The organism is Streptomyces sedi, from assembly GCF_006335015.1.
Lineage (GTDB): Bacteria > Actinomycetota > Actinomycetes > Streptomycetales > Streptomycetaceae > Streptomyces > Streptomyces sedi.
Window position 1 is genome coordinate 164,643 of the sequence record NZ_VDGT01000005.1, and the last position, 23,258, is coordinate 187,900.

19 protein-coding genes are annotated in these 23,258 nt (G+C 71.5%); 8 read left to right on the top strand and 11 right to left on the bottom strand.

Going from position 1 to position 23,258, the window contains the following annotated elements; genetic code table 11:
- Positions 1–28: 28 nt before the first annotated feature.
- From FH715_RS09105 to FH715_RS09115, 3 genes are all read left to right on the top strand, one after another.
- The gene (locus FH715_RS09105) at positions 29–922 is read left to right on the top strand and encodes an ABC transporter ATP-binding protein (RefSeq protein ID WP_139643083.1); all 894 of its coding nucleotides are present in this window, start codon (positions 29–31) and stop codon (positions 920–922) included.
- Positions 919–1,833: an ABC transporter permease gene (locus FH715_RS09110; RefSeq protein WP_139642701.1), complete on the top strand. Its 915-nt coding sequence runs from the start codon at positions 919–921 to the stop codon at positions 1,831–1,833. The genes FH715_RS09105 and FH715_RS09110 overlap by 4 nt, the downstream gene beginning before the upstream one ends.
- A gap of 243 nt (positions 1,834–2,076) precedes the next feature.
- Complete coding sequence (locus FH715_RS09115; protein ID WP_139642704.1) at positions 2,077–3,606, top strand: UDP-N-acetylglucosamine 1-carboxyvinyltransferase; 1,530 nt, start codon at positions 2,077–2,079, stop codon at positions 3,604–3,606.
- A 270-nt stretch (positions 3,607–3,876) separates the two neighbouring features.
- On the opposite strand, the gene FH715_RS09120 is transcribed toward FH715_RS09115, so the two are convergent.
- Positions 3,877–4,269, bottom strand: coding sequence for a winged helix-turn-helix transcriptional regulator (locus FH715_RS09120; protein WP_139642707.1), 393 nt, complete (start codon positions 4,267–4,269; stop codon positions 3,877–3,879).
- A gap of 119 nt (positions 4,270–4,388) precedes the next feature.
- Here FH715_RS09120 and FH715_RS09125 point away from each other — a divergent pair, with 119 nt between their 5' ends.
- The 3 genes from FH715_RS09125 to FH715_RS09135 all read left to right on the top strand — a co-directional run bounded on the left by FH715_RS09125 (position 4,389) and on the right by FH715_RS09135 (position 9,508).
- Positions 4,389–7,292, top strand: a complete 2,904-nt coding sequence (locus FH715_RS09125; RefSeq protein WP_246108644.1) for an AAA family ATPase — start codon at positions 4,389–4,391, stop codon at positions 7,290–7,292.
- A 158-nt stretch (positions 7,293–7,450) separates the two neighbouring features.
- The gene (locus tag FH715_RS09130; RefSeq protein WP_139642710.1) at positions 7,451–8,890 is read left to right on the top strand and encodes an aldehyde dehydrogenase family protein; all 1,440 of its coding nucleotides are present in this window, start codon (positions 7,451–7,453) and stop codon (positions 8,888–8,890) included.
- Between the two features lie 27 nt (positions 8,891–8,917).
- Positions 8,918–9,508 (top strand): antibiotic biosynthesis monooxygenase, encoded by a 591-nt coding sequence (locus FH715_RS09135; RefSeq protein ID WP_139642714.1) that lies wholly within the window; start codon positions 8,918–8,920, stop codon positions 9,506–9,508.
- Between the two features lie 177 nt (positions 9,509–9,685).
- Here the strand turns inward: FH715_RS09135 and FH715_RS09140 are convergent, their stop codons facing one another.
- The 7 genes from FH715_RS09140 to FH715_RS09170 form a co-directional block, all read right to left on the bottom strand.
- The gene (locus FH715_RS09140; RefSeq protein ID WP_139642717.1) at positions 9,686–10,828 is read right to left on the bottom strand and encodes a Gfo/Idh/MocA family protein; all 1,143 of its coding nucleotides are present in this window, start codon (positions 10,826–10,828) and stop codon (positions 9,686–9,688) included.
- Positions 10,829–10,996: 168 nt separating this feature from the next.
- Positions 10,997–11,719, bottom strand: coding sequence for an alpha/beta fold hydrolase (locus tag FH715_RS09145; RefSeq protein WP_139642720.1), 723 nt, complete (start codon positions 11,717–11,719; stop codon positions 10,997–10,999).
- Positions 11,720–11,770: 51 nt separating this feature from the next.
- Positions 11,771–12,712 carry an NADP-dependent oxidoreductase gene (locus FH715_RS09150; protein WP_246108645.1) on the bottom strand — a complete coding sequence of 314 codons (942 nt, stop codon included), beginning with the start codon at positions 12,710–12,712 and terminating at the stop codon, positions 11,771–11,773.
- Positions 12,713–12,728: 16 nt separating this feature from the next.
- Complete coding sequence (locus FH715_RS09155; protein WP_139642723.1) at positions 12,729–13,811, bottom strand: MBL fold metallo-hydrolase; 1,083 nt, start codon at positions 13,809–13,811, stop codon at positions 12,729–12,731.
- Between the two features lie 46 nt (positions 13,812–13,857).
- Positions 13,858–14,973 (bottom strand): NAD(P)-dependent alcohol dehydrogenase, encoded by a 1,116-nt coding sequence (locus FH715_RS09160; protein ID WP_139642726.1) that lies wholly within the window; start codon positions 14,971–14,973, stop codon positions 13,858–13,860.
- A gap of 194 nt (positions 14,974–15,167) precedes the next feature.
- The gene (locus FH715_RS09165) at positions 15,168–16,259 is read right to left on the bottom strand and encodes a Gfo/Idh/MocA family protein (RefSeq protein WP_139642729.1); all 1,092 of its coding nucleotides are present in this window, start codon (positions 16,257–16,259) and stop codon (positions 15,168–15,170) included.
- Positions 16,260–16,337: 78 nt separating this feature from the next.
- Positions 16,338–17,309 carry an aldo/keto reductase gene (locus FH715_RS09170; RefSeq protein ID WP_139642732.1) on the bottom strand — a complete coding sequence of 324 codons (972 nt, stop codon included), beginning with the start codon at positions 17,307–17,309 and terminating at the stop codon, positions 16,338–16,340.
- A 110-nt stretch (positions 17,310–17,419) separates the two neighbouring features.
- On the opposite strand from FH715_RS09170, the gene FH715_RS09175 reads away from it, so the two are divergent.
- Positions 17,420–18,154 carry a MarR family winged helix-turn-helix transcriptional regulator gene (locus tag FH715_RS09175; protein WP_246108646.1) on the top strand — a complete coding sequence of 245 codons (735 nt, stop codon included), beginning with the start codon at positions 17,420–17,422 and terminating at the stop codon, positions 18,152–18,154.
- Here FH715_RS09175 and FH715_RS09180 read toward each other — a convergent pair.
- The gene (locus FH715_RS09180) at positions 18,118–18,603 is read right to left on the bottom strand and encodes a carboxymuconolactone decarboxylase family protein (protein WP_139642735.1); all 486 of its coding nucleotides are present in this window, start codon (positions 18,601–18,603) and stop codon (positions 18,118–18,120) included. The two genes, FH715_RS09175 and FH715_RS09180, sit on opposite strands and share 37 nt — an antisense overlap.
- A 195-nt stretch (positions 18,604–18,798) precedes the next feature.
- Here FH715_RS09180 and FH715_RS09185 point away from each other — a divergent pair, with 195 nt between their 5' ends.
- Entirely contained in the window at positions 18,799–19,737 is a 939-nt protein-coding gene (locus FH715_RS09185) for an RNA polymerase sigma-70 factor (protein WP_139642738.1), read from the top strand.
- A 21-nt stretch (positions 19,738–19,758) separates the two neighbouring features.
- Here FH715_RS09185 and FH715_RS09190 read toward each other — a convergent pair whose 3' ends face one another.
- Positions 19,759–20,706: a tetratricopeptide repeat protein gene (locus FH715_RS09190; protein ID WP_139642741.1), complete on the bottom strand. Its 948-nt coding sequence runs from the start codon at positions 20,704–20,706 to the stop codon at positions 19,759–19,761.
- A gap of 41 nt (positions 20,707–20,747) precedes the next feature.
- The gene (locus FH715_RS09195; RefSeq protein WP_139642743.1) at positions 20,748–23,246 is read right to left on the bottom strand and encodes an Hsp70 family protein; all 2,499 of its coding nucleotides are present in this window, start codon (positions 23,244–23,246) and stop codon (positions 20,748–20,750) included.
- Between the last annotated feature and the right edge of the window lie 12 nt (positions 23,247–23,258).

The window sequence follows — 23,258 nt, forward strand, 5'->3', positions numbered from 1 at the left end:
GGCGGACGCGGTCGTCCAGGCGCGGGGGATGACGATGTCCTACGGCGGGAGGGACGTGCTGCACGGCGTGGACCTGGACATCCGGCGCGGTGAGGTCTTCGCCCTGCTCGGGCCGAACGGCGCGGGCAAGACGACGAGCGTCGAGATCCTGGAGGGCTTCCGGCGGCGCTCGGGCGGGGAGGTCCGCGTCCTGGGCGCGGACCCGGAGCGGGGCGACGACGCCTGGCGCGCCCGCGTCGGGCTGGTCCTCCAGTCCTGGCGCGACCACGGGCGCTGGCGGGTGGCCGAGCTCCTGGCGCACTTCGCGACGTACTACCGCGGGCCGCGTGACCCGGCGGCGCTGCTGGCGCTGGTCGGCCTGAGCGAGCAGGCCGGCCAACGGGTGGAGCGGCTCTCCGGCGGTCAACGGCGGCGGCTGGACGTCGCGTTGGGCATCGTGGGTCACCCGGAGCTGCTCTTTCTCGACGAGCCGACCACCGGCTTCGATCCGCGGGCGCGACGCGAGTTCCACGCGCTGGTGGAGCGGTTGGCCCACGAGGAGGGCGTCACCGTCCTGCTGACCACCCACGACCTGGCGGAGGCCGAGCGGCTGGCCGACCGGATCGCGATGCTGGTCGCCGGCCGGATCAGGGCCATCGGCACCCCGGCGGAGCTGGCCAGTAGCGCCGCCGCCCGGGCGGAGGTCCGGTGGACGGACGCCGAAGGGACGCCCCGCCGCGAGCGCACCGGCGATCCGTCGCGGCTGGTCTGGGAGCTGCATCGGGCGGCGTCGGGGCCGATCGCCGATCTGGAGGTCAGCCGACCATCGTTGGAGGACACCTATCTGCGCATGGTCCACCGGGAGGGCGACGCCGCCGCCGGGGCGGGCGGGGGCGTCGGGCATCAGGACGGGGCGATGACCGAGGAGGTGTCGGCGGCATGACGGGCACGACGACGGCGGGCGGAGCCGGCGCGCGAGGGGTGGCGCCCCCGGGGCGTGCGGCCCCGAGGCACTGGCGCGCCGGGCTCCTCAGGGGCGGGGTCGAGCTCCGTCATCTGCTGCGGAACCCGAAGGAGCTGTCCGGCCACCTCACCAACGTGGTGGTCGCGTTGCTCCTGGTCGGCTACATCGGCGGGGAGGTGGCCGACACCGCGACGCCGATGTCCCATCTGGTGCTCGCGGGCTTCGCCGCCTATCTGCTCTTCCAGATCGGCCTGGTCAACCTTCCGCAGATGCTGGTGGCCGAGAGGGAGGAGGGCACCCTGTTGAGGCTGCGCGCCACCCCCGGCGGGATACCGGCCTATCTGGTCGCCAAGTGCCTGCTGGTGGTCACCGTCGCCGTCGGCACGCTGGGGTTGCTGCTCGTGGCCGCCGCGGTGGTGGCGGAAGGTCCGCTGCCGCGCGGGGTCGAGGGCTGGCTGACGCTGCTGTGGGTGAGCACGCTCGGGCTGCTCGCCGTGGTGCCGCTGGGTGCCGCGATAGGGGCCGTGCTGCCGAACCCGCGCGAGGCGCTGGCGTTGATCGTGCTGCCGACGATGGGACTGCTGGTCACCTCGGGCGCGGTCTTTCCGATCACCTCGCTGCCGGCGGTGGTCCAGCAGGTGGCCTCGGTCTTTCCGCTGAAGTGGATGGCTCAGGGACTGCGTGCGGCGCTGTTGCCGGACGCGGCGCGGGTCGCCGAGCCGGCCGGCTCCTGGGAGTTGCCCATGGTGGCGATGGTGCTGACCGCCTGGGCGATCCTCGGGTTTCTTCTGGCGATACCCCTGCTGCGCCGCGCGGCACGGCGTGAGTCCGGCTCCCGGCTGAGCGCGCGGTGGCACAAGGCCGCCCGAAGCGGTGCGGTGCCGGCTTAGGCCGTCTCGTCTGGATCTTCGCGGCGGCGCGACACGCCGGCGCGCGGAGCGTCGGGAGGTTGCGGGCACTGTCCGCGTGGTTTTCCGAGGACCGACCCGGGCGGTAGCCGGTCTCCACACGGGTCAGGCGCCGCTCGGCGCCGTCCGGAGGAACTCGGAGGCGGGAACGGCCCGTCGGCGTGTCACCACTCGAATGGAGCACCCCGAAATGAGAGATCTCATATGTGAGATAGGCTCGAAGGCATGATCGATGACTACCTGGCCCGGATCGGACAGCTCATTCGGGACGCCCGCCAACATCGCGGCTGGACACAATCACAGCTGGCGGAGGCTCTCAGCACCAGCCAGAGCGCGGTGAACCGCATCGAACGAGGCAACCAGAACATCAGCCTTGAGATGATCGCCCGCATCGGCGAGGCCCTCGACAGCGAGATCGTGTCCCTGGGTTACGCCGGCCCCATGCATCTGCGGGTGGTCGGCGGCCGGCGGCTCAACGGCGCGATCGACGTCAAGACGAGCAAGAACGCGTGCGTGGCGCTGCTCTGCGGCAGCCTGCTGAACTCCGGCCGCACGGTGCTGCGTCGGGTCGCCAGGATCGAGGAGGTCTTCCGCATCCTGGAGGTGCTCAACTCGATCGGGGTGCGTACCCGTTGGATCAACGAGGGCGCGGACCTGGAGATCACGCCGGCGGCCGAGTTGGACATGGACGCGATCGACCTGGAGGCGGCGCGGCGCACGCGGAGCATCATCATGTTCCTCGGACCGCTGATGCACCGCATGGACCAGTTCAAGATCCCGTACGCGGGAGGCTGCGACCTCGGCACCCGCACGGTCGAGCCCCACATGATGGCGCTGCGCCGCTTCGGCCTCGAAGTGACCGCCACCGAGGGTGTCTACCACGCGACGGTCACCCCCGGCACCTCCCCCGACCGCCCCATCGTGCTGACCGAACGCGGCGACACCGTCACGGAGAACGCGCTGCTCGCCGCCGCCCGGCACAACGGCACCACGGTCATCCGCAACGCCAGCTCCAACTACATGGTCCAGGATCTGTGCTTCTTCCTTGAGGAGTTGGGCGTCCACATCGAGGGCGTGGGCACGACCACCCTGACCGTGCACGGCGTTCCGCACATCGACAGGGACGTGGACTACTCCCCTTCCGAGGACCCGGTCGAGGCGATGAGCCTGATCGCAGCCGCCGTGGTCACGGAGTCGGAGCTGACGGTGCGACGGGTGCCGCTGGAGTTCCTGGAGATCGAGCTGGCCGTGCTGGAGGGCATGGGCCTGGACCACGACCTCGGCCCCGAGTACAAGGCGGACAACGGCCGCACGCGCCTGGCCGATCTGACCGTGCGCCCCTCGAAGCTGGAGGCGCCGATCGACAAGATCCACCCCATGCCGTTCCCCGGCCTGAACATCGACAACGCCCCGTTCTTCGCGGCGATCGCGGCCACGGCGCACGGTTCGACGATGATCCACGACTGGGTCTACGACAACCGCGCGATCTATCTGACCGACCTCAACCGCCTGGGCGGCCGGCTGCAACTCCTCGACCCGCACCGGGTCCTGGTCGAGGGCCCCACCCGCTGGCGGGCCGCCGAGATGATGTGTCCGCCGGCGCTGCGTCCGGCGGTCGTCGTGCTGCTGGCGATGATGGCGGCCGAGGGCACCTCGGTGCTGCGCAACGTCTATGTGATCAACCGCGGTTACGAGGACCTCGCCGAGCGGCTGAACTCGGTGGGCGCGCAGATCGAGACGTTCCGCGACATTTGATGTACGGATGCCGCCGTACCCCCTCTGACCCGCTGTTGAGCGGGTCAGGGAGTGGTACGGCGGCATCTGTGGGACCTCTTGGGGGCTTTGGGCCTGCGGCGGGCCCCGAGCCACGCTCCACGGGCGGCTTGGGCGAGGGCGACACGGTGCTGATCCACGGTGCCGCGGGGGCGTCGGTCTCGTGGCCGTGCAGCTCGCGGTGACCGCCCGCGCGATCACCGGTCCCGGTACGCGACGGATCGGGTGCGTGGACGGCCTGCGACCAGCTCGTCAGGTGTCCAGGTCCTCGTTCTTGGCGCTCCATTCGATCAGCGGATGCAGGACACGCATCAGGCTGGCGCCTTGCTCGGTGGGCCGGTACGTGATCTGGACCGGCGTCGTCGGTACCACGAGCCGCTCAATGAGTCGGTGTCCCTCAAGCTCACGCAGACGCTGGGACAGAAGGTGGTTCGAGATTCCGGGGATCCGCGCTCGGTAGTCGACGAATCGGCGCGCGCCCCGCATCGCCGCCAGAAGCACCGCGGCGCTCCACTTCTTGCCCACGGTCTCGACCGAGCGCTGAAAACTGCGGCACACGTCGTCGTCGATGTGTTCATAGCCCGCTTCCGGGCGGCTCTGGCCCGCGGTGGCGGTGGAATCTTCGGGCTGTCGAGGATCGGCCATACGGTCACGATACGGGAGCTTGTCACTTTTGATGACCTGGTCATGTCCCGCTTGTTGCCTGTGATCACCGCCGTGCAGCCTTGGCCCATGAACGCACACTCGGTCTGTCACCTCGCGCGATGAACTACGGGCACGGGTCGAGGTTCGGGCCGCACCTGTCCTCTGACGCCGACTGCGGGCCCGGCCGGTTGGCCGCAGTGGCGGGCCCGGCCGAGCAGTGGGGACCGGACTCGCTGGTCGTCCCCGCCGGAACCGCCGGCGACGATCTCGAACCGTCGACTGTGGCGTCCCGGATCGCCGCGCCGACGGAGCTGTTCGGACGCCGCGAGGAGACCGCGGCTCTCGACGGGCTGCTCTCGCGGGCCCGCGGCGGGAGCGGTGGCGCGCTCGTGGTGTGGGGCGAGCCGGGCATCGGCAAGTCAGCTCTGCTTCGCCACGCGCACGGCCAGGCCGCGGACTTCGTCCGGCTGAGCCACTCGGCCACCCGGCCCGAGTCGGACCTGGCTTTCGCGGGGCTGCACGGGCTGCTGCGCCCGCTGGCCGATCGTGTCGAGCTGCTGGCGACGGACCAGGCCGCCGCTGTGCGTACCGCGCTCGGGCTGAGCGGTGAGCCGACGGACCGCCTGGTGGTCGGGGCGGCCGTGCTGTCGTTGCTCTGCGGACTCGCCGAGCGGCAGCCCGTGCTCGTCGTGGTGGACGACGGGCAGTGGCTCGACGAGGCCACCGCACTGTGCCTGGGGTTCGTCGCCCGACGCGTAGGAACGCATCCCGTGGTCGTCGTGCTCGCCGATCACAGCGATCCGGCCGCCCGGCCCTGGGAAGGCGTGGCCGACATGCGGGTCGACGGCCTGAGCGACGAGGGCGCGCGGCAGCTTGTGGCGGCCGTGGCGCCGCTCACCGACGAGGCGGCGACGCGGAACATGGTCCGAGAGGCCGGGGGCAACCCCTTGGCGCTGCACGAACTGGCCACGCTCGGGGGCGACCTCGACGACGCCGAGCAACGCCGGAAGCGAGGACGACCGCCCGTCGGGCCGCGCCTGCGGCGGGCTTTCCGTGCCGGGATCGAGGCCCTGAGCCCTCCGGCGCAGTTGCTGACCGTGCTCGCGGCGGCCGAGGAGCACGGCGACCGGCTCACGGTGCGGCGGGCCGGCCGTGCGTCGGGTGCCGGTGACGCCGTCTGGGACGAAGTGACCAACGCGGGCCTGCTCCACGTGGCGGGCAACCGCGTCGGTTTCCGGCACCCCGTCGTGAGCAGAGCCGTCTACGAGGGCTGCGGTGCCGCGACGAGGCGCCGGGCTCACCGCGCTCTGGCCGCCACGATGCCGGAGGAGGCGGAGGAGCGCGCATGGCATCTCGCCGCCCTGGCCCACGGACGCGATGAGGACGTCGCGCGGCTCCTCGAACGGACCGCCGCCCGCGCCCGGCTCCGCGGGGCCACGAGCACGGCGGCACGGGCGTGGTGGCGGGCCGCCGAACTGTCGGCCGCACCGATCGACGCCTCACAACGCCTTGCCGAGGCGGCCAGGGCTTCCTGGGACGCCGGGTGGGCAGCCACGGCGGAGCGCCTGCTCGATGACGCGGAGCGGCTGGCCCCCGGTGCTCACGTCGCCCGGCGGAGCCGGGGTCTGCGGGGGGTCATGGAGTTCGCCCGGGGTATGCCCGAGATGGCGCACCACTTCCTGGTCACCGACATGAAGCGCGTCCCGGAACCGGGAACGGCGCTGGAACTGGGCACGCTGGCGATGCGCGCCGCCTGGTCCGTCGGACGCGGCGACCTGCGGGACAGCGCGCTGGAACTGCTGCTCGAAGGCGACGTCGAGGGCCGGACCGGATTGCCCGGCGCGCTTGCCTGGTGGAGCGACGACGTGCCCGCCGACGCGGCGCCGGCGGACACCCCCGACCTCGGTGATGCCGCCGCGCGCGCCCGCGCGACCATCCCGCCGTTGCTGCCGCCGACACCCCTCGCCCTGGCCTGGGGGATCGACAAGCCGATGGCGGACGCGCTGCGCCGCCGGTTACCGCACCTGCGGCGGCGCGGCGAGCGCGCTCGGCTCGCCGCCGCCCTGGCCCAGACCGCGATGCTCGACCACGCCGCCGGCCGCTGGCCGCAGTCGGAGTCCTCGGCCGCGGAGGGACTGCGGCTGGCCCAGGACCTGGGTGCCGACCACATCGCCTCTCACTGCCGCACCAGCCTGGGCTGGCTCGCCGCGGCGCGTGGTGACGAACGCGCCGTCGCGGAGGCCACCGCCAGGACTCTGGAGACGTCACTCCCGCAGGGCGTCCGCGCGCTGAGCGCCGCCGCGTACTGGAACCGCGGCATGGCCTCGCTGTTTCGCGAGCGTCCAGAGGAAGCACTGGACATCCTGGTGCGCCTGACCGAGCCGGGCCATGGCGCGGAGCACCCGACCTTCGCGCTCCTGGCCGCACTCGACACGGCCGAGGCGGCCGTGCGCGTCGGCAGAAGCGACCTCGCGGACGAGCGGGCACGGGTGCTCGAAGCCTGGGAGCGGCGCACGGGAGCGCCGTGGGCCCGCTGCGCCGCGCACGTCGCGCGCGGGCTCCTCGGCGGCGCCCGGGCCGAGGGTGCCTTCCGGGCCGCGCTCGACGTGCCGGGCGCCCGGTCCCACCCGCTGCTCTACGCGCGCGCTCAGTTGTCCTACGGCGAGTGGCTGCGACGGGGCCGCCGGCGGACCGATGCGCGTGTCCGGATCGGCGCCGCCCTGGAGGCGTTCGACCGGCTCGGTGCCGAACCGCTGCGCCAACGCGCGCAGCGCGAGCAGGACCTCACCGGATCGCCGGGACGCCGGGGAAGCTCGGACACCAGGGCGCTGAACCGGCTCACCGCCCAGGAACAGCGCGTCGCCCAGCTGGCCGCCGAACAGCTGACGAATCGCGAGATCGGCGTGCAGCTGCGGATCAGCCACCGCACCGTGGGCCACCACCTCGGGAACGTGTTCGCCAAGCTCGGCATCAACACCCGAACCGAGCTGAGCCACCTCCACGCCGCTTGCGAGCCGCCGTGAGCGCGGGGAGGCCGCAGCGGGGCGGGCGCGCGACGCCTCCGGCGGAAACGACGGATCGCCCGCCCGATTCGCTCACCGGCCCTGATTTGTAGCGTCGCTGACGTTGTCCCGCGGACCCGCGGCGAAACGCCGCGCGACGCATGACGAGAGGTCACCTCATGCCCCCATCCGAAACCCTGCCCCACGCGCGCCACTTCATCGACGGGCAGTGGCAGGACTCCGGCTCCCGCGGCGAGTCACGCGGCCCCGCGACCAACGGCCTGCTCGGCACCTTCGCCGACGGCGGTGCGCGGGAGGCGAGGGCCGCCGTGGCCGCGGCCCGAAGGGCCTTCGACTCCACCGCCTGGTCCCGCGACCGCCACCGGCGTGCGGCAGCGCTGCACGAACTGGCCGACCGGCTCGAACAGCGCAAGGACGAACTGATCACCCTCCTGGCGCGGGAGAACGGGAAGCTACTCGCCGAGGCGGCCCTCGAAGTCGAGGGCACCGTGCCCAAGCTCCGCTACCACGCGGCGCTCTCCCTCACCGACCACGGCAGGGCCGGGGAAGTGCGGCCCGGCGTGTACTCGATGACCCTGCGCGAGGCCGCGGGCGTCGCCGCGGTGATCGTGCCGTGGAACTCACCGGTCATCCTCTCGGCGCGATCCTTCGCCCCCGCCCTGGCGGCCGGCTGCACCGTGGTCATGAAGATGCCGGCGCAGACCGGCCTGGTCAACGGAGTGCTGAGCGAGATCGTCGCCGACACTCCGAGCCTGGACCCGGGCGTGTTCAACGTCTTCACCGAGAGCGGCAACGCCGGGGCCCCGGAGCTGGTCTCCTCCCCGGACGTCGACGTGGTCAGCTACACCGGCTCCACCGCGGTCGGCCGCGTGATCATGGAACAGGCCGCCCCGACGCTGAAAGCGCTGTCCATGGAGCTGGGCGGAAAGACGCCGATGCTCGTCTTCGACGACGCCGACCTGGACGCCGTCGTGCCCGTGCTCACCAAGGCCGTCACCATGTTCGCGGGCCAGTTCTGCATGACGGGCAGTCGGATACTGGTCCAGCGCGGCGTGGCCGACGAACTCAGGCGGCGGCTCGTCGCCGCCCTCGAAACGGTCCGGGTCGGGCCCGGCGACGATCCCGCCAGCGAGATGGGCGCCATGATCGACGAAGGAAACGCCCAACGGGTCGAACAGACCGTGGCCGCCGCGGCCGGCTACGCCACCGTCCTCGTGCGGGGCAAGCGGGATCGGGCGCTCCTCGGCCCGTCCCTGATCGAGGTCGCCGACGTGTCCTCGCCGATCGTGCAGCGCGAAGTGTTCGGGCCGGTCGCCACCTTCGAGGTGTTCGACTCCGAGGCCGAAGCCGTGGCGCGTGCCAACGCCACCGAGTTCGGCCTGGCCGCGAGCGTCTGGACCCGTGATGTCGACCGCCCCCTGCGCGTCGGCCGCGAACTGCGGGCCGGGACCGTCTGGACCAACACCTGGGCCATGGTCCACGACCAGTTCGAGGAGGGCGGCTTCAAGCAGTCGGGAGTGGGCCGTCTGAACGGCGTCCGCGGGATCGAGGAATTCCAGGAGACCAAGCACCTCGTGCATGTGGCACCGCGGCTCTGACAGCTCTCGACGGCGGAAGGACAAGCGATGACCGAGACGGACGACGTCGGCCCGGCCGACGTCACCCTGCTTACCGCGCGCGCTGTGGAACCCGGCTACGAGCGGGACTTCCGGGACTGGTTCGGGCGGGTGACCGACACCGCCTCGGCGTTTCCCGGACACCTGGGGGACGGGTTGTTCCGGCCTGCCACGGCCGCCGGGCCGTGGGTTCTGATCCACCGGTTCCGCGACCAGGAGTCCGCGCGGCGCTGGACGACGTCACCTGAGCGGGCCGCACTGTTCGACGACTGCGAGGGCCATCATCAGAGCGAGGTGGCGCGCCGCGAACTCTCCGGCATGGAGACCCTGTTCACCACCGCGCACGACGCGCCCACGAAGGCGCCGCCTCGGTGGAAGATGGCGCTCGCCGCCTTCGCGGCCGTACTCCCGATCTCCCTGGTCGGCAACGGTCTCCTGGGGCCGGCGCTCAGTGCTTGGCCGCTTGTGGCGCGGGTGCTGGTGCTCGCTCTGCTGTTCAGCACGTTGATGACGTATCTGATGATGCCGGCCGTGACCCTCGTCCTTCGCCGTTGGCTCTATGCCGCCACCTCGACCGCGCGCGAGGGACCGACGCGATGACGCGGCCCCCCGGGGCGGACCGCGCCGTCTTGCGGCTCGGCTTTCAGCGGGACAGCCGAGGTCCCGCTGGTCGGCGGAGTTCTTCGACACGGTGCGGGTCAGCTCCGTGTGGTCAACTCAGGGCCAGCTCGCGGATCGCCGTCTCCCCCGGGTCCTGCGGCTGTGCCTCTCCCGGGTTCAAAGATCGGAGTTCGTTCGGTCGGGGCGGGACAGATACTGCCGATGACCTGTTTCAGCGGCCCGTGTGATCGCTTCGAGTACCCGGTGGCGATCGAGCGCGACCGCGAAGTCCGGCACGTCGGCGGTTCCGTCGCGGAGGTCGGCGGCGAACTGGGCGTAGAGGCGGGCAACCCCCGCTGCGGGTGCGTCGAGTCGCAGGTCAGGAGCCGCGTAGGCGGGGGGAACCTGGAGCACTTGGACAGGCTCGCTGCCGCGGGCCAGCGTGATGGTGGGATCGGTGAAATGGAGGTAGCCCGACGCCGACTCCACACGCACACTGCCCTCGGTGCCCTGGATCTCCCATACCGTCGCCGGGCCGGGAGACTGCCCGGCGCTGTAGTGCAGCGAAGTGACGATCCCGCCTTCGAGAACGCCGGCGACGACGATCTCGTCCGGCGCGTCCTTCGGCAGCGGCGCGCCATCGGAGAGGCGGACGCCGTCACCGCGCTGATTGGCGACGACGGCGGACAGACTCTCGAACGTGCCGAGCACGCGCGCGAGCGGTTCGAGCGCGTGGCCGAGCATGATGCTCAGAAGCGTGGCGCCATGCTTTGCGCGAGCCATGTACTCGACCGGCGGGTCATATCGGCCGGCCCACATGTCGTCGGTCAAGTGCGCTCGGATGCTCGTGCTGAGCGGCTCGCCAATCACGCCTTGCGCGATGAGGTCGCGAAGGAAGAGGTTCGGCGGGTGCAGGCCGCCCTGCAACCCGACAACCGTCCGCAGCCGCCGCTCGCGGGCAAACCCCTCCAGCGCTTCGGCCTCCAATAGGTTTCTCGCGAGCGGCCATTCGCAATAAACCATCTTGCCCGCGGCCAGCGCGTCGGAAACAATCTGCCTGTGCTCCGGCACCTTGACCGCGACCACCACCAGGTCGACCTCCGGTCGCACGACCAGAGCCTCGTGTGTGTCGAAGGCGAGATCGGCGCCCAGCCGACGAGCGGTCGCGTTCGCGCTCTCCATACGAGTCGTACTGACGGCGCGGATCTGGAACGCGTCGAGCGCCCGCAGTGCCGGGAGGTGAGCAATTCCGCCCCAACCCCGGTCGGCACTGGCCCCGACAATGCCGACGCCGATCCGGGCATTTGCTGAATTCTTCATCAGGATGCTCCTGCCGCGTGCGGCCCCGGCAACGCTCTCCGGGCCGCGTCACGATGATTCGTTTCCGGACAAGTGCGTGGGCACTCGGGCTCACCATGGCGAGCGAGCGATTACTGCCGTTCGCGCAGCGACCGCGGGGTTTGAGCCCGAGTGACCCAGGCGCGGGTTCTACACGTGAGCCCAGTGGGCCTCAAGTTCGCGCGCGACATCGGCCGGACGCTCTATCATCGGCCAGTGCGAGCTGCGCAGCTTGAAGACGGCACGTGCGCGCGTGGCATTACCTAGCTCGTCGGCGAAGCGGTGGGGAAGAAACGGGTCGTCAAGGCCCCAGATCACGAGCGCTGGTGCGGTCACGTTGCTCAGACCCGGCTTCCACTCCGCCCCGACCTCGATCGCCGAACGGTAAAGGGCGAGAATGCTTGCCCTCATGGTGGCATCGAGATGCCGGACCGATTCGTTTGCCGCGTCGATCGGCATCTGCGCCTCGTTGAGGCTTGCCGCGAACTCCTTGAGGTCGAGGTCCGCCATCCACTGCTCGCCCTCGCCTGGCGTCTGCCAGATCCTGGCAAGATGGTGCCAGGGATATTCCGGATCGATTGGTCCGCTGATGCCCGTCCATGTCCTCACCAGATCCGGCCGGATAGACGCGAGACGGCCCGTCAGCAGGGACCCCCAGTCATGACCGACCAGGTCGACGGGTTCGCCGATTTCTTCGATCTTCTTGACAAGCCAATCGAGATACTCTTCCTTCGTCGACGTGAACCCCTCCGGCAGGGGTACGCCGAACCCGGGGAGATCGATCGTCACGACATCTTCGCGCTGGAGATAGGAACGGACGGTGTCCCAAAGCCGGTGGGTATCAGGTACACCATGGACGAGGACTGCGGGCATTTCGGATTCTCCGATTGACTGTTGTCGCGGTTGAACGGCCGGTCGGCCGGGTCAAGGAAGGAGGACGACCTTGCCGTGGGTGTGGCCCGTGGCGACGAGGCGATGAGCCTCCGCGGCCTCGTCGAGTGGGAAGCTCCGGCCGATGCGTGCGGTCCACGCGCCGGCGGCGATCAGATCCAGGGCTTCCTGGACAGGGCCGCTTTCGCGGTTCCCGCTGCCCCCGGGACTGAATGCGACGCCGTGTTGTGCGGCATCGCGGTCGGCGAGCGTCACGATCCGGTCGGGGCCGCCGAGAAGCTCGACGAGGGCGGGAAGGAGCCCCTTGCCGGCGGTGTCGAGCGCGGCGTCGACCCCGCCCGGAGCGGCGGCACGGATGCGATCGACCAGGCCCGGGCCGTGGGCGACGGGGGTCGCTCCGAGACTCCTGACGAAGTCGGCGTTGGCAGTCCCGGCGACGCCGATCACCGTCACACCCCGCTGTCGCGCGAACTGCGCCGCGGCGCCGCCCAGAGCACCGCTCGCGCCGGTGACCACGAGCGTTTCCCCCGGGCGCACGTTCAGGAGCCCGAGAGCCCTCGCCGCGTTGTCGGCGCCGATGACAGTGGCCGCCGCCTCCTCGAAGGAAACGCCGTCGGGGATCGTCGCGAAGTTGCCGCTGACCGTGTACTCGGCGTAGGAGCCCTGGGTGGCGGAGTCCGGCCACCCGGCGACGCGGTCGCCGACCACGCCCTCGTCGACGCCCGGGCCGACCGCCTCGACGACGCCGGCGAACTCGAATCCGATGATGGCGGGAGCACGCAGGCCGAACGCTCCGGCGCGTGCCTGGATCTCCGCCGGGTTCACCCCCGCCGCGTGAACCCGCGCCAGTACCTGACCCGGACCCGGCACCGGTCGCGGAGCCTCCGCGACCCGCAACACGGAGGGTTCGCCGAACGAGGTGATGACGGCGGCTCTCATGATGATCCTTCTCGTATACAAGGGCTGTTCGCTCACACCGTTCAGAAAGGTGTCAGGTCAGGAAGACCGGAGGGTTCTCGCCCCGCAGGCGGTAGTCGGGCCGGGGCCGTTCGAGGCGGATCGATTCCAGCACGGTATACGCGTGGTACTTGGTCTGGGTGGTGGCTCCCGCCAGCCGTTCCCACCAGAGCCGGCCGTCGCTCGTCTCCTTCTCCAGGACGTGGCGGGTGGTGTAGTTCGCCATGGAACTGATCCAGTTCTCGGTACCGACGAAGATCCTGTTCCAGCCGGTGCCGGTCACGATGTCGGCGAGCGCGTCCGAGCGGCTGAACCGCTCGACCGCCGCGGTCGCCCCCTCAAGCACGTCGGCGAAGTACTCCACGCACAGCTTCACCTGCTCGTAGGTGCCGTAATGCATGTGGTGCCCGCCGACAAAGTAGTCGAAGTCGTATTCGAGGATCTGGGACTGGGCTTCGTACCAGCCGGAGATGTTCTGCGAGGCGTCGCAGTGCATGAACGTGACGCTTCCCGGACTGATGATGTCGACGGCCGTGAGCACCTTCTGCCGCGGCGCGTAGATGAAGATGTTGCCGGGGCAGTGGTTCTCTCCCCGGTAGGAGAGCTCCAGGCTCACGCCGCCCACTTCGAGGACGAGTTCGTCGTCGAACGTCCTCGTCGGCAGGGGGCGCTTCGGGTCGGGGAAACGCTCCAGGAGTTCCTTGGTGATGCGGTGGGCGACGATCTCGACGTCGGGACCGAACACGGAGGCCGCGCCGATGTGATCGGCGTGCCAGTGGCTGTAGATGACGTGGGTCACCGGTCGGTCGGTGACGTCCTCGATCGCCGCCAGCATGTTCTCGCCCAGCGTCGGGGGTGCGTCGATCGCGACCACACCCTCCTCGGTCACCACGAATGCGGCGTCGTAGCCGGCACTCGTGACCCAGTAGAAGCCGCCGCGCAGTTCCTCCACGTGGTAGCCGTACTTCTGGAAGTGCTCGCTCTGGAAATACGGGGGGTAATAGCCCTCGGGGTCCAACGGGTCGTCCGCCCCCGCGCGGGGGAACCCATAGTGGTCGATCCCGTAGAAGCTCGGGGTTTCCTCGACGCTGATGGGTATCTGACTGCTCTGACACATGGACGGGAGCCTCTCTGTGTTCCGGGGAATCTGTCGAACGGGTGGTCTATCCCGGTGACGTGAACCGAAGGACCGCCTTGGTGACGCGGCCTGAGCCCGCGTCCTCGAACGCGGTGTTGATATCGGCGAAGTCGTAGAAGGACAGCAGTCGGTCGATGGGGAACCGGTCCGCTCGATAGAGCTGGGCGAGGTCGTTGATCAGGAGCGACGAGACGGCGTCGCCCTGGATGATGCCCTGAAGCGACTGGCCGAGCGTGAGCCGGCCGGCGTCGAGCACGGCGCCCGCTCCCTCGTGGAACGCCACGAAGCCGAATCGGCCCATCGGCGCCAGGGCGCCGACCCCGGCGTCGAGGTTCTCCGGGCGTCCGCTCGTGTCGAGGACGTACTCCAGACCGCGTTCGTCGACGGCGCGGAGCGCGGCGGTCAGGTCTTCGACCCGGCCGGGGTCGACGAGGTGCGTCGCCCCGAGTTCGCGTGCCAGCCCGAGGCGGCCGGCGTCGACGTCGACGGCGACGATGGTGGTGGCACCCGCGACATGTGCCGCCATGACCGCCGCCAGGCCCACCGCTCCCACGCCGAAGACCGCGAAGGACGCTCCCGCCGGCACGGCGAGCGCCTTGAGTACGGCCCCCGCGCCCGTCTGCAGCCCGCACCCCAGCGGAGCCATGACGTCGAGGGGCAGATCGCGGGGGACCTTGACCGTGTTCCGTTGGTGCGTCAGGGCGTGGGTGGCGAACGAGGACTGGCCGAAGAAGTGACCGTGCGGCTCGGCACCGTGGGCGACGTGGAGACCGTTCGAGCCGTCCAGGCGGGCACCCGCGAAGTTGGCCGCCCAGACGTTGTCGCAGTAGGCCGCGTGCGAGGACACGCACGGCTTGCAGTGGCCGCACGAGTGGTAGGAGAGGACGACGTGGTCACCGGGCTCGACGGTGGTGACAGCGGCCCCCACGCGTTCGACGACTCCTCCTCCCTCGTGCCCCAGCACCACCGGCAGCGGCGTCGCCATTCGCTGTGCCCGCACGTGCGCGTCGGTCGCGCATATTCCGGTCGCGACCATGCGCACGAGTACCTCGTCGGACCGCGGGTCCTCGATCTCGATGTCGCGGAACGCGAAGGGCCCGTCCCGCACTTCGAGGACGGCGGCGCGCGCGGAGGTGGTCATGCGCCGTGAGCCCGCCGCGAAGCGCCGCGAGGGCCGTGGTGGCGAGGGACTGAAATCATCAACGACTCCCTGATCGGGGGGTGGGCCTCAGGAGCCCTTCAGCAGGTCCGAACCTATGTCGGCCGCCCGTGCGCGCGGATCGGTCGCCGTATCCGTCACGGCGGTGGGGCACGGTGCCGTGAGGTGCGGTGGCGTCAGTGCCGGACGCCGGTCCGGGCGGCTTGTTCGACTCGGGCGATGAGACGGCTGTTGTGGGCGGCGTGCTGGAACCCCGGGGTGTGGTGGGTGCCGTTCGTGATGTCGCGGGCCAGGCTGGCGTAGACCTCGCCGACGTTGAGGGAAGCGCCCGTCCAGATGTCGGCGGCGGTGGGTCCCGCGCCGGTGGCGACCGGGCGGTCGGGCGCGGGGAAGTCGACGCTCGACGAGAGGGTGAGGTCGCCGACCTGAACGCCCGCGGGGTGGTCGCCCGTCAGCTTCAGCCAGCCCTCCGATCCGCGTACTTCCAGACGGAAGTGGGCGTCTGGGGCGGGCACGCCCGCCAGGATCTGCACCCCGACCGGCGCCCCCGAGGAGGTCTTGGCGATGGCGTCGAGGTGATCCGGGACCTTGCGGACGGATATCGCGCCGGTGTCGACCAACTTCACCTGGGGCCACAGGAGTTCGGTGCGGGCGTCGATCCCGGTGATGTCGCCGAGAACGGCCTCGACCACATCGAGGACGTGGCCAGCGGCGATGGTGAGGAAGCCGGCTCCGGACGCCGCCTTGTCGAAGTACTCGTACGCGCTCGCCGACTCCGGGCCGTTGCCGAAGGTCGTCGCGGCGACTCGCGCCGAGAGCAGCCGCCCGAGCCGGCCCTCGGCGATGATCTCCGCCGCGCGGCGTACCGAGGGGTTGAGCCGGCCCTGGAGGCCGATCGCGGTGTGCAGTGAGCCGGCCGCCTCGGCCATCTCCTCCGTCTGCGCGACGGTCGCGCCCAGCGGCGACTCCGCGTACACGGCCTTGTCCGCCGCGAGGGCCGCCAGGACGAGTTCGCGGTGAGCCGGGACCTTCACCGCGACGGTGACGACGTCGATCGAAGGGTCACCGATGAGCGCGTAGGGGTCCGCGAACCAACGCTCGGCACCGAACGCCTCGGCAGCGGCGCGCGCGCTCTCCTCGTGCCGCGTCGCCACACCGGCCAGTTGGAGGTCGGGCTGTGCCGCCAGCGCGGGGATGTGCGACGCGCCCGCCCAACTCGCCTTCGTGTCCGCGCCGATGATGCCGACCCGGATGAGAGTGCTTGACATTGTGTGGTGTTCCGTTTCTTTTCGCTGAAGCAGGACGTGGTGTGGTGCGCGGGGCGAATCGGCGCGTGCGCGCTTCTCTCACTGGTCGACGACGGCCATGTCGGGCTCGGCATGGCGTTCGCCGGACGCCGGTGTGAGGTTGTTCAGGCGGGCGACCTGGCCCGGGGTGAGTCGGATGCCGTCGGCGGCGCTGTTCTCCTTGAGGCGGTCGACGCGTTTCGTCCCCGGAATGGGCGCGATGCCGTCTCCTTGGGCGAGCAGCCAGGCCAGAGCTACCTGCGCGGGCGTGGCCCCGACCTCGTCGGCGACCTCGCGTACCTGGTCGACGATGCGCAGGTTGCGCGTGAGGTTGCCGCCGGTGAACCGGGGGTTGGAGCGACGCCAGTCGGCGGCGTCCAAGCCGTCCAGGGTGCGGATGTCCCCGGTGAGAAAGCCGTGTCCCAGCGGTGCGTAGGGAACCAGTCCGATGCCGAGCTCACGCAGCGTGGGCAACACCTCGGTCTCCGGGTCCCGCGTCCAGAGCGAGTACTCGCTCTGGACAGCGGCCACGGGATGGACCGCGTGGGCCCGGCGGATCGTCGCCGCTGCCGCCTCCGACAGTCCGATGTGGAGGACCTTGCCCGTCTCCACCAACTCGGCCAGCGCCCCCACCGTCTCCTCGACGGGAGTGTCGGGGTCGACCCGGTGCTGGTAGTAGAGGTCGATGCGGTCGGTTCCGAGCCGCCGCAGTGAACCGTCGACGGCCGTGTGAATGTTGGCGGGGGTGCTGTCCGGGCCGGGGCGGCCGGTGTGGGAGACGAGGCCGAACTTGGTGGCGAGGACGACTTCGTCCCGGCGGCCCTTGAGCGCGCGACCCAGCAGTTCCTCGTTGACGTAAGGGCCGTACACCTCGGCGGTGTCCAGATGGGTGACACCGAGGTCGACGGCGCGACGAATGGTGCGGATCGACTCGGTTTCGTCCCGGCCGGCGCCGGTGTAGTACGCCGACATCCCCATGACACCCAGGCCGATGCGCGGGACATCGAGCCTGCCGAGCGACGTGGACCGCATCTGTTGTCCATTCCGTGTGGGGCGGGCCTCAGCACCGCCGAGCGAACTTGACGCGTCAAGTTCTACCCCTTCGAACTTGACGCGTCAACAAGTGGGTCTAGGATGTCCTCATGGCGAGGACGGCAGATGACACGAACGGCCGGCGCCGTCGGCGGCCACGGAGCGGGCCGGCATCCGAGGCGACGGCTCATGCCGACGAAGGCTCCGAATCGGGGAGGTCCACCGGTCCGGCTACCGAGACGCGATGGCTGAACGGCGACGAGCTGGCGGCGTGGCTGGCCAACTCCGCGATCATGATCAGCCTGCCGGCCGCACTGGACGCACGCATGCAGCGCGAGGCCCAGCTGACCTTCTTCGAGTACATGGTGCTCTCGGTCCTCTCCGAGCAGCCGGATCGCACCATGCAGATGAGCGCCCTGGCCGCGCGAACGGCGGCGTCACTGTCGAGGCTGTCCCATGTCGTCGGTCGGCTTGAGAAGCGCGAACTGATCACACGGCAGCGGATCCCCGGTTCCGGAAGGCGCACCGCCGCGACGCTGACCGAGGCCGGTTACGACGTAGTGGTGGCAGCGGCGCCGGGACACGTCGCCGCGGTCCGCGAGTACCTGATCGATGATCTCGGTCCTGAGGAGCTGGCGGCACTGCGCCGCATCGGCGCCTCGGTGGACGCGGCCATCAAGCGCGGGCAACCCGACGCGGGCTCCGCGGCGAGTACGGCCGGCCCCACGGCGGGCCGGGGTGTCGCACGCGCCGGGCGGGTGCCCCGGGACCGGACGCGCGTCCGGTCCCGGGGCGGCGACCCCGCCGGTCAGTCCGTCAACTCGGCGAGCGCATCGGGGGTGTAGGTGCCTCCCGGCATCCGGGTGATGACGCCGAACCGGTTGGCCGCGTTGATCAGCGCGACCAGGGAGACCAGCGCGACGGTCTGGTCGTCGTCGAAGTGCTCGCGCACGCGACGCCATGTCGCGTCGGAGACGCCCCCGTGGGAGTCGGCGATCCTGGTGCCCTCCTCGGCCAGCGCCAGCGCGGCGCGCTCGGCCTCGGTGAACACCGCCGACTCCCGCCACACCGCCACCAGATGGAGTCGGGTCGGGGTCTCCCCCGCGGCGGCGGCCTGCCTGCTGTGCAGGTCGACGCACCAGCCGCAGCCGTTGATCTGGCTGGCGCGCAGCTCCACCAACTCCTGGAGCGCGTGGGGCAGCGGCGACTCCTGGAGCGCCTGGCCGACGTGGTAGAGCCGCTTGGTGATCGTGGCGCCGACGTCGTTGGTCAGCAGGTCGATTCGGGGTTCCATGGCTGTGTCCTCTCTCCGTTGCGGCGTGCCGCCGCCCAGGGGGCGCGGCGTTCCGACGGACACGGGGTGCCGGCGCGGGCCGCCCCGTGACGTCCACGGCGGTGTGACGTGCGCCACCGGGCCCGGATGTCACAGGGCGGCGGGGGCCGGCGTCTCGTGTGCGGAGCGAACGGCGGCACGACGGGAGGACCGGGCATGGGCGAGGGCGGCGGGCCGAGGGGCGGCACGGGCGGAACGCCCGGCCCGACCGGCCGGGTGGACACGGCGACCGAGGTGTTCCTGGCCCACCGGGGGCTGCTGTTCACCGTCGCCTACGAGATGTTGGGTTCGGCCGCCGACGCGGAGGACGTGCTCCAGGAGACGTGGCTGCGGTGGGAGCGCGTCGATCTGGACGGCGTGCGCGAGCGGCGGGCCTATCTGGTGCGCGTCACCGTGCGCCAGGCGCTGATGCGGCTGCGCACGGTTCGCCGCCGGCGGGAGACCTATGTCGGGCCCTGGCTGCCGGAGCCGCTGCTGACCGCGCCCGACGTGGCCGAGGACGTGGCACTGGCGGAGAGCGTCTCGATGGCGATGCTGCTGGTGCTGGAGACGCTCGGCCCGACGGAGCGGGCGGTGTTCGTGCTGCGCGAGGTGTTCGAGGTGGACTACGGGGAGATCGCCGAGGCCGTCGGGAAGACGCCCGCGACGGTCCGTCAGATCGCGCGGCGGGCGCGGGGGCACGTCGCCGCGCGCCGACCGCGCGGCGGCGTCTCCCCCGCCGAGGCGCGCGACGCGCTCGCCGCCTTCCGGCGGGCGGTCGAGACCGGTGATCTCCAGGGGCTGCTCGACGTGTTGGCGCCCGACGTCGTGCTGCTGGGCGACGGCGGCGGAGTCGTGCCGGCGGTGCGGGCGCCCGTCGTCGGGGCGTCCAGGGTGGCGCCGTTGATCGTCACGGGCCTCGCGCGGCAGGGCGCCACCGCCTCGCTGCGGCCCGCGCAGGTCAACGGGCACCCGGCGCTGATCCTGCGGCTCGACGACGCGCTCGACACCGTGCTGGCGGCGAGCGTGGAGGGCGGCCTGATCACCGCCCTCTACGCCGTGCGCAACCCCGAGAAGCTGGCGCGGATCGGGCGGGAGACCACGGTGCACCGTTGACCGGTCGACGCCGGCCGGACCCTATCCCTGGGTGATCACCACCGTCACGGTGCGGTTGAGCGCGGTGTCGTCGAACGGGGCGTCGCGCTGGTCGGCGCTGCCGGTGGTGAACGTGGCGATCGGGCGGTCGGCGGCGTCGCTGAGTTCGCGGGCGGCGACGAGGGCGCGCCAGAGCGCGAGCACCGACCCGCCGCTGTCGGGGGCGCCGGGGACGGCCGCCGCGTGGCCGAGGATCTCGACGCGGGCGTCGGGGTCGGTGTGCGTGGCGAGCGCGGCGCCGAGGGCGGCGAGCCGTTCGGCGCCGCCGGGGGTGAGCTGGTCGGCCTCCGCGAAGACCACCTCGGTGAAGGCGACCTCGACCGCGGCCCCCTCGGCGGTCACCCGCAGCCCCTGGCCGGCGAGTTGGCGGGCCAGTTCCCTGGCGGCGGCGGCCCGTTCGGCCGCCGCCTGGGAGGCCGCGTCGGCCTCGGCCGTGGGGCCCGGGTCGCCGCCGTCACCGTCGTCGCGGTCGGGCTCGGTCGGCGCGGCGATCGGGGTCTCCCCCTCCGTTTCGGAGCCGGTGAGCAGGGTGCCGCCGACGGCGAGCGCCGCGGCGACCGCGGAGAGCGCGAGCACCCCGGCCGTGCGGGCCCGGTGGCGGCCCAGGACCGCGCGGGGGCCCCGGCCGGTGAGGCGCGCGACGCGGGCCAGGCCGGCGCGGGCGTCGGGGTCGTCGGGTCGGCGGGTCAGGACGCGCCGCCAGCACGCGGCGGCCTCGTCGAACTCGCCGCGCTGCGCGTGGAGTCGGGCGCGCAGGTCGAGCACGTCAGGGTGGTCCGCGAACGCGGGGGCGCCGTCCAGGACGCGCAGCGCTTCCTCGATGTCGCCCGCGCGGGCTGCCCTGCGCGCGCGGGACACCCGCAGAGCGACGCGGAGCGGGTCTCCGGTCGGCTCGGATGCCCGGTCGCGCGGCGGCGGGGGTTCGGTCATGGTCGCTCTCCCTCCTCACCTCGGTCGGTGGGGCCTTCGGTTCAGTTGATTCCGCCGGTCTTGCGCTCCACCTCGCCGGCGGCGCCTGGTGGGAGGAGACGGCGCAGTCGTTCGTTCACGCCGGCGAGGGCCCTGCGGTTGCCCTGGGCGATGGCCTGGCGGCCCTCCAGGATCGCGGCGTCCGCCTGGGCGCGGGAGTGCATCTGGTCGCGCATCGACTCCAGCGAGTTGAAGACGAGGAACTCCCACTGGTCGGTGCGGCGCAGCAGCTCGATCTGGAACTCCCTGGCGCGTTCGTTGAGTCGGCGCAGGTCGGCCGGCTTGGCGTCCTCGCCGAGGGCGCTGACGCGGTCGCGCAGCGACTGGAGCTCGGCGCGGTCGGAGTGGCCGCCGCCGTTGTGCTCGATGATGTCCTGGCACTGGCTGAGGAGTTCCCACAGCTCGCGTTGGAGCCCCGGCACCTCGATGGCCTCCTCGATGTCGTCGAGCTGGGCCTCCAGGTCGCGGATGCGGCGGTCGCTGTTGACGGCGGCGCCGGTGTCGACGGCGGCGGCGTCGACGTCCTTGCGGAGCTGCGGCACGGACCGCTGGTCGGTGAGGTCGTCGAGGGCGCGCTGCGCCTGCTCGGCGTGGACGTCGTCGGCCTGGTCACGGAGGTCGTTGACGCGGGCCTCCAGGTCGTGGAGGCGGTCGACCAGCTCGTCGTGCTCGGGAGCCAGCAGGTCGGAACGGTTGATCGTCGCCTCGAACTGCTGCTGGACCAGCGGGATGTCGGCGGTGACCAGCACCTCGCGGCTGCTGGCCTGGATCTCGAAGGTCACCTCCACCTCGCTCTGCGCCGGCAGCTCGATCCGCACGTCGCGCGGCCTGATCTCCAGCTGGCCGACGCGGGTGTTGCGGTCGGCGCGGGGGCGGTCGCCCTCCAGCAGCGGGATCTTGATGACGGCGTCGGGCTCGGAGTGGCGCAGCGCGATGGTGGTGCGGTAGGTCTTGGTGACCATGGTGGGCAGCGAGGTGCCCTTGCGCAGCAGCGGGTCGAACCGGCCGTCGGCCTTGCCGATGCCGAGGGTGCCGGTGAGGACGGCGTCGCCGGGGACGACGGCGGCGTGGCCGACGGAGAAGGTGTCGCCGACCAGCTTCTGCCGGTCGCCGGCCCCGTCGGTCAGCTCGACGACGAAGCGCGAGGTGGTGTCGGGGTCGATGCTGACCTCAAGGTAGAAGGCGCCGTCCGAGGTGAGCGCGGTGCGCGGGCTGCGGAACGGCAGCTTGCCGTGGGGGTTGGCGACGGTGACCGCGTAGCCGGTCCAGTCGACGTCGTCGCCGCTGGTGACCGTGCCGGAGACGGGGACGTCGGTGGTGTCCACGGTCTGCGCGGGATAGGTGAGTTCGACGGCGAACTCGCCGACGGCCGCCCGGTGCGGGGCGCGCGGCGCGCGGACGCTGCGGGCGAAGACGGCGGCGCCGCGCGCCACCACGGTGGTGGGGTCCTGGCTGTGGTCGAGGGGGATGCCGGGGCCCTCCTCGGGGTCGGCCAGCAGGGCGCGCAGCCCGGGGCTGAGGGTGGCGCCGCCGACCAGCAGCATCCGGTCGATGTCGTCGGGGCGCAGCGCGCTCTCGGCGAGCGCGTCCCGGCAGAGCCGGATGGCGCGGACGTAGAAGGGGCGCGCCAGCTTCTCCAGGGCGTTCCTGGTGAGGGTGAACTCGAACGGTTCGGTGCCGCCGTGGCCGTCGTCGAGGTCGGCGAAGATGTCGGCCGCGAGGTCGCGGGAGAGGGCGATCTTGGCGTTCTCCGCCTCGGCCTTGAGCTTGGCGAAGTTGCGCCGCCAGAGCGCGTTTCCGCGGGTGAAGTCGTTCAGTCCCAGGTCGCGTCGGACGGCCGGGGCCAGCAGGTCGTCGACGAGGGCCCAGTCGATGAGCTTGCCGCCGAGGTGCGGGTCGCCGGCGTGCTGGATGAGTTGCAGCTCGCCGTCGCGCTTGCTCATGACGGCCGCGTCGAAGGTGCCGCCGCCGAGGTCGAAGACCATCCAGTGCGCCGACTCGGAGGCGTCCCGCACGCCGTAGGCGATGGCGGCGGCGGTGGGCTCCTGCACCAGCGGGCAGTGCTCGCCGAGGCCGGCGAGTGCGGCGGCCTCGCTGGTGGCGTTGTTCTGGTTGAGGGCGAACGAGGCCGGCACGGTGATCACCGCGGCGGCCGGCTGCTCGCCGAACTCGTGGGCGACGTCCTGGCGCAGCGACTTCAGCACCTCGGCGGAGAGCTGCTCGGGGGACATGGTGACGCCGGCGCGACGGAACGCGCGGTGCGCGCCCGCGGTCCCCATCTCCTGTTTGAACTCGGCGTAGGCGTCGTCGACGTCGCTCTCGGTGCGTTCCTTGGCGCGGCGGCCGACGTGCACCACCCCGGGCTTCGGGCTCCAGACGGCGGAGGGGGTGTAGTCCCAGCCGTCGTTGTTCTTGATGACGCGCACGCCGTCCTCCTCGGCGACGGCGATGGCGCTGTTGGTCGTTCCGAGATCGATTCCGAAGTCGATGGTCTCGCGCACTGGTCTCCCCTC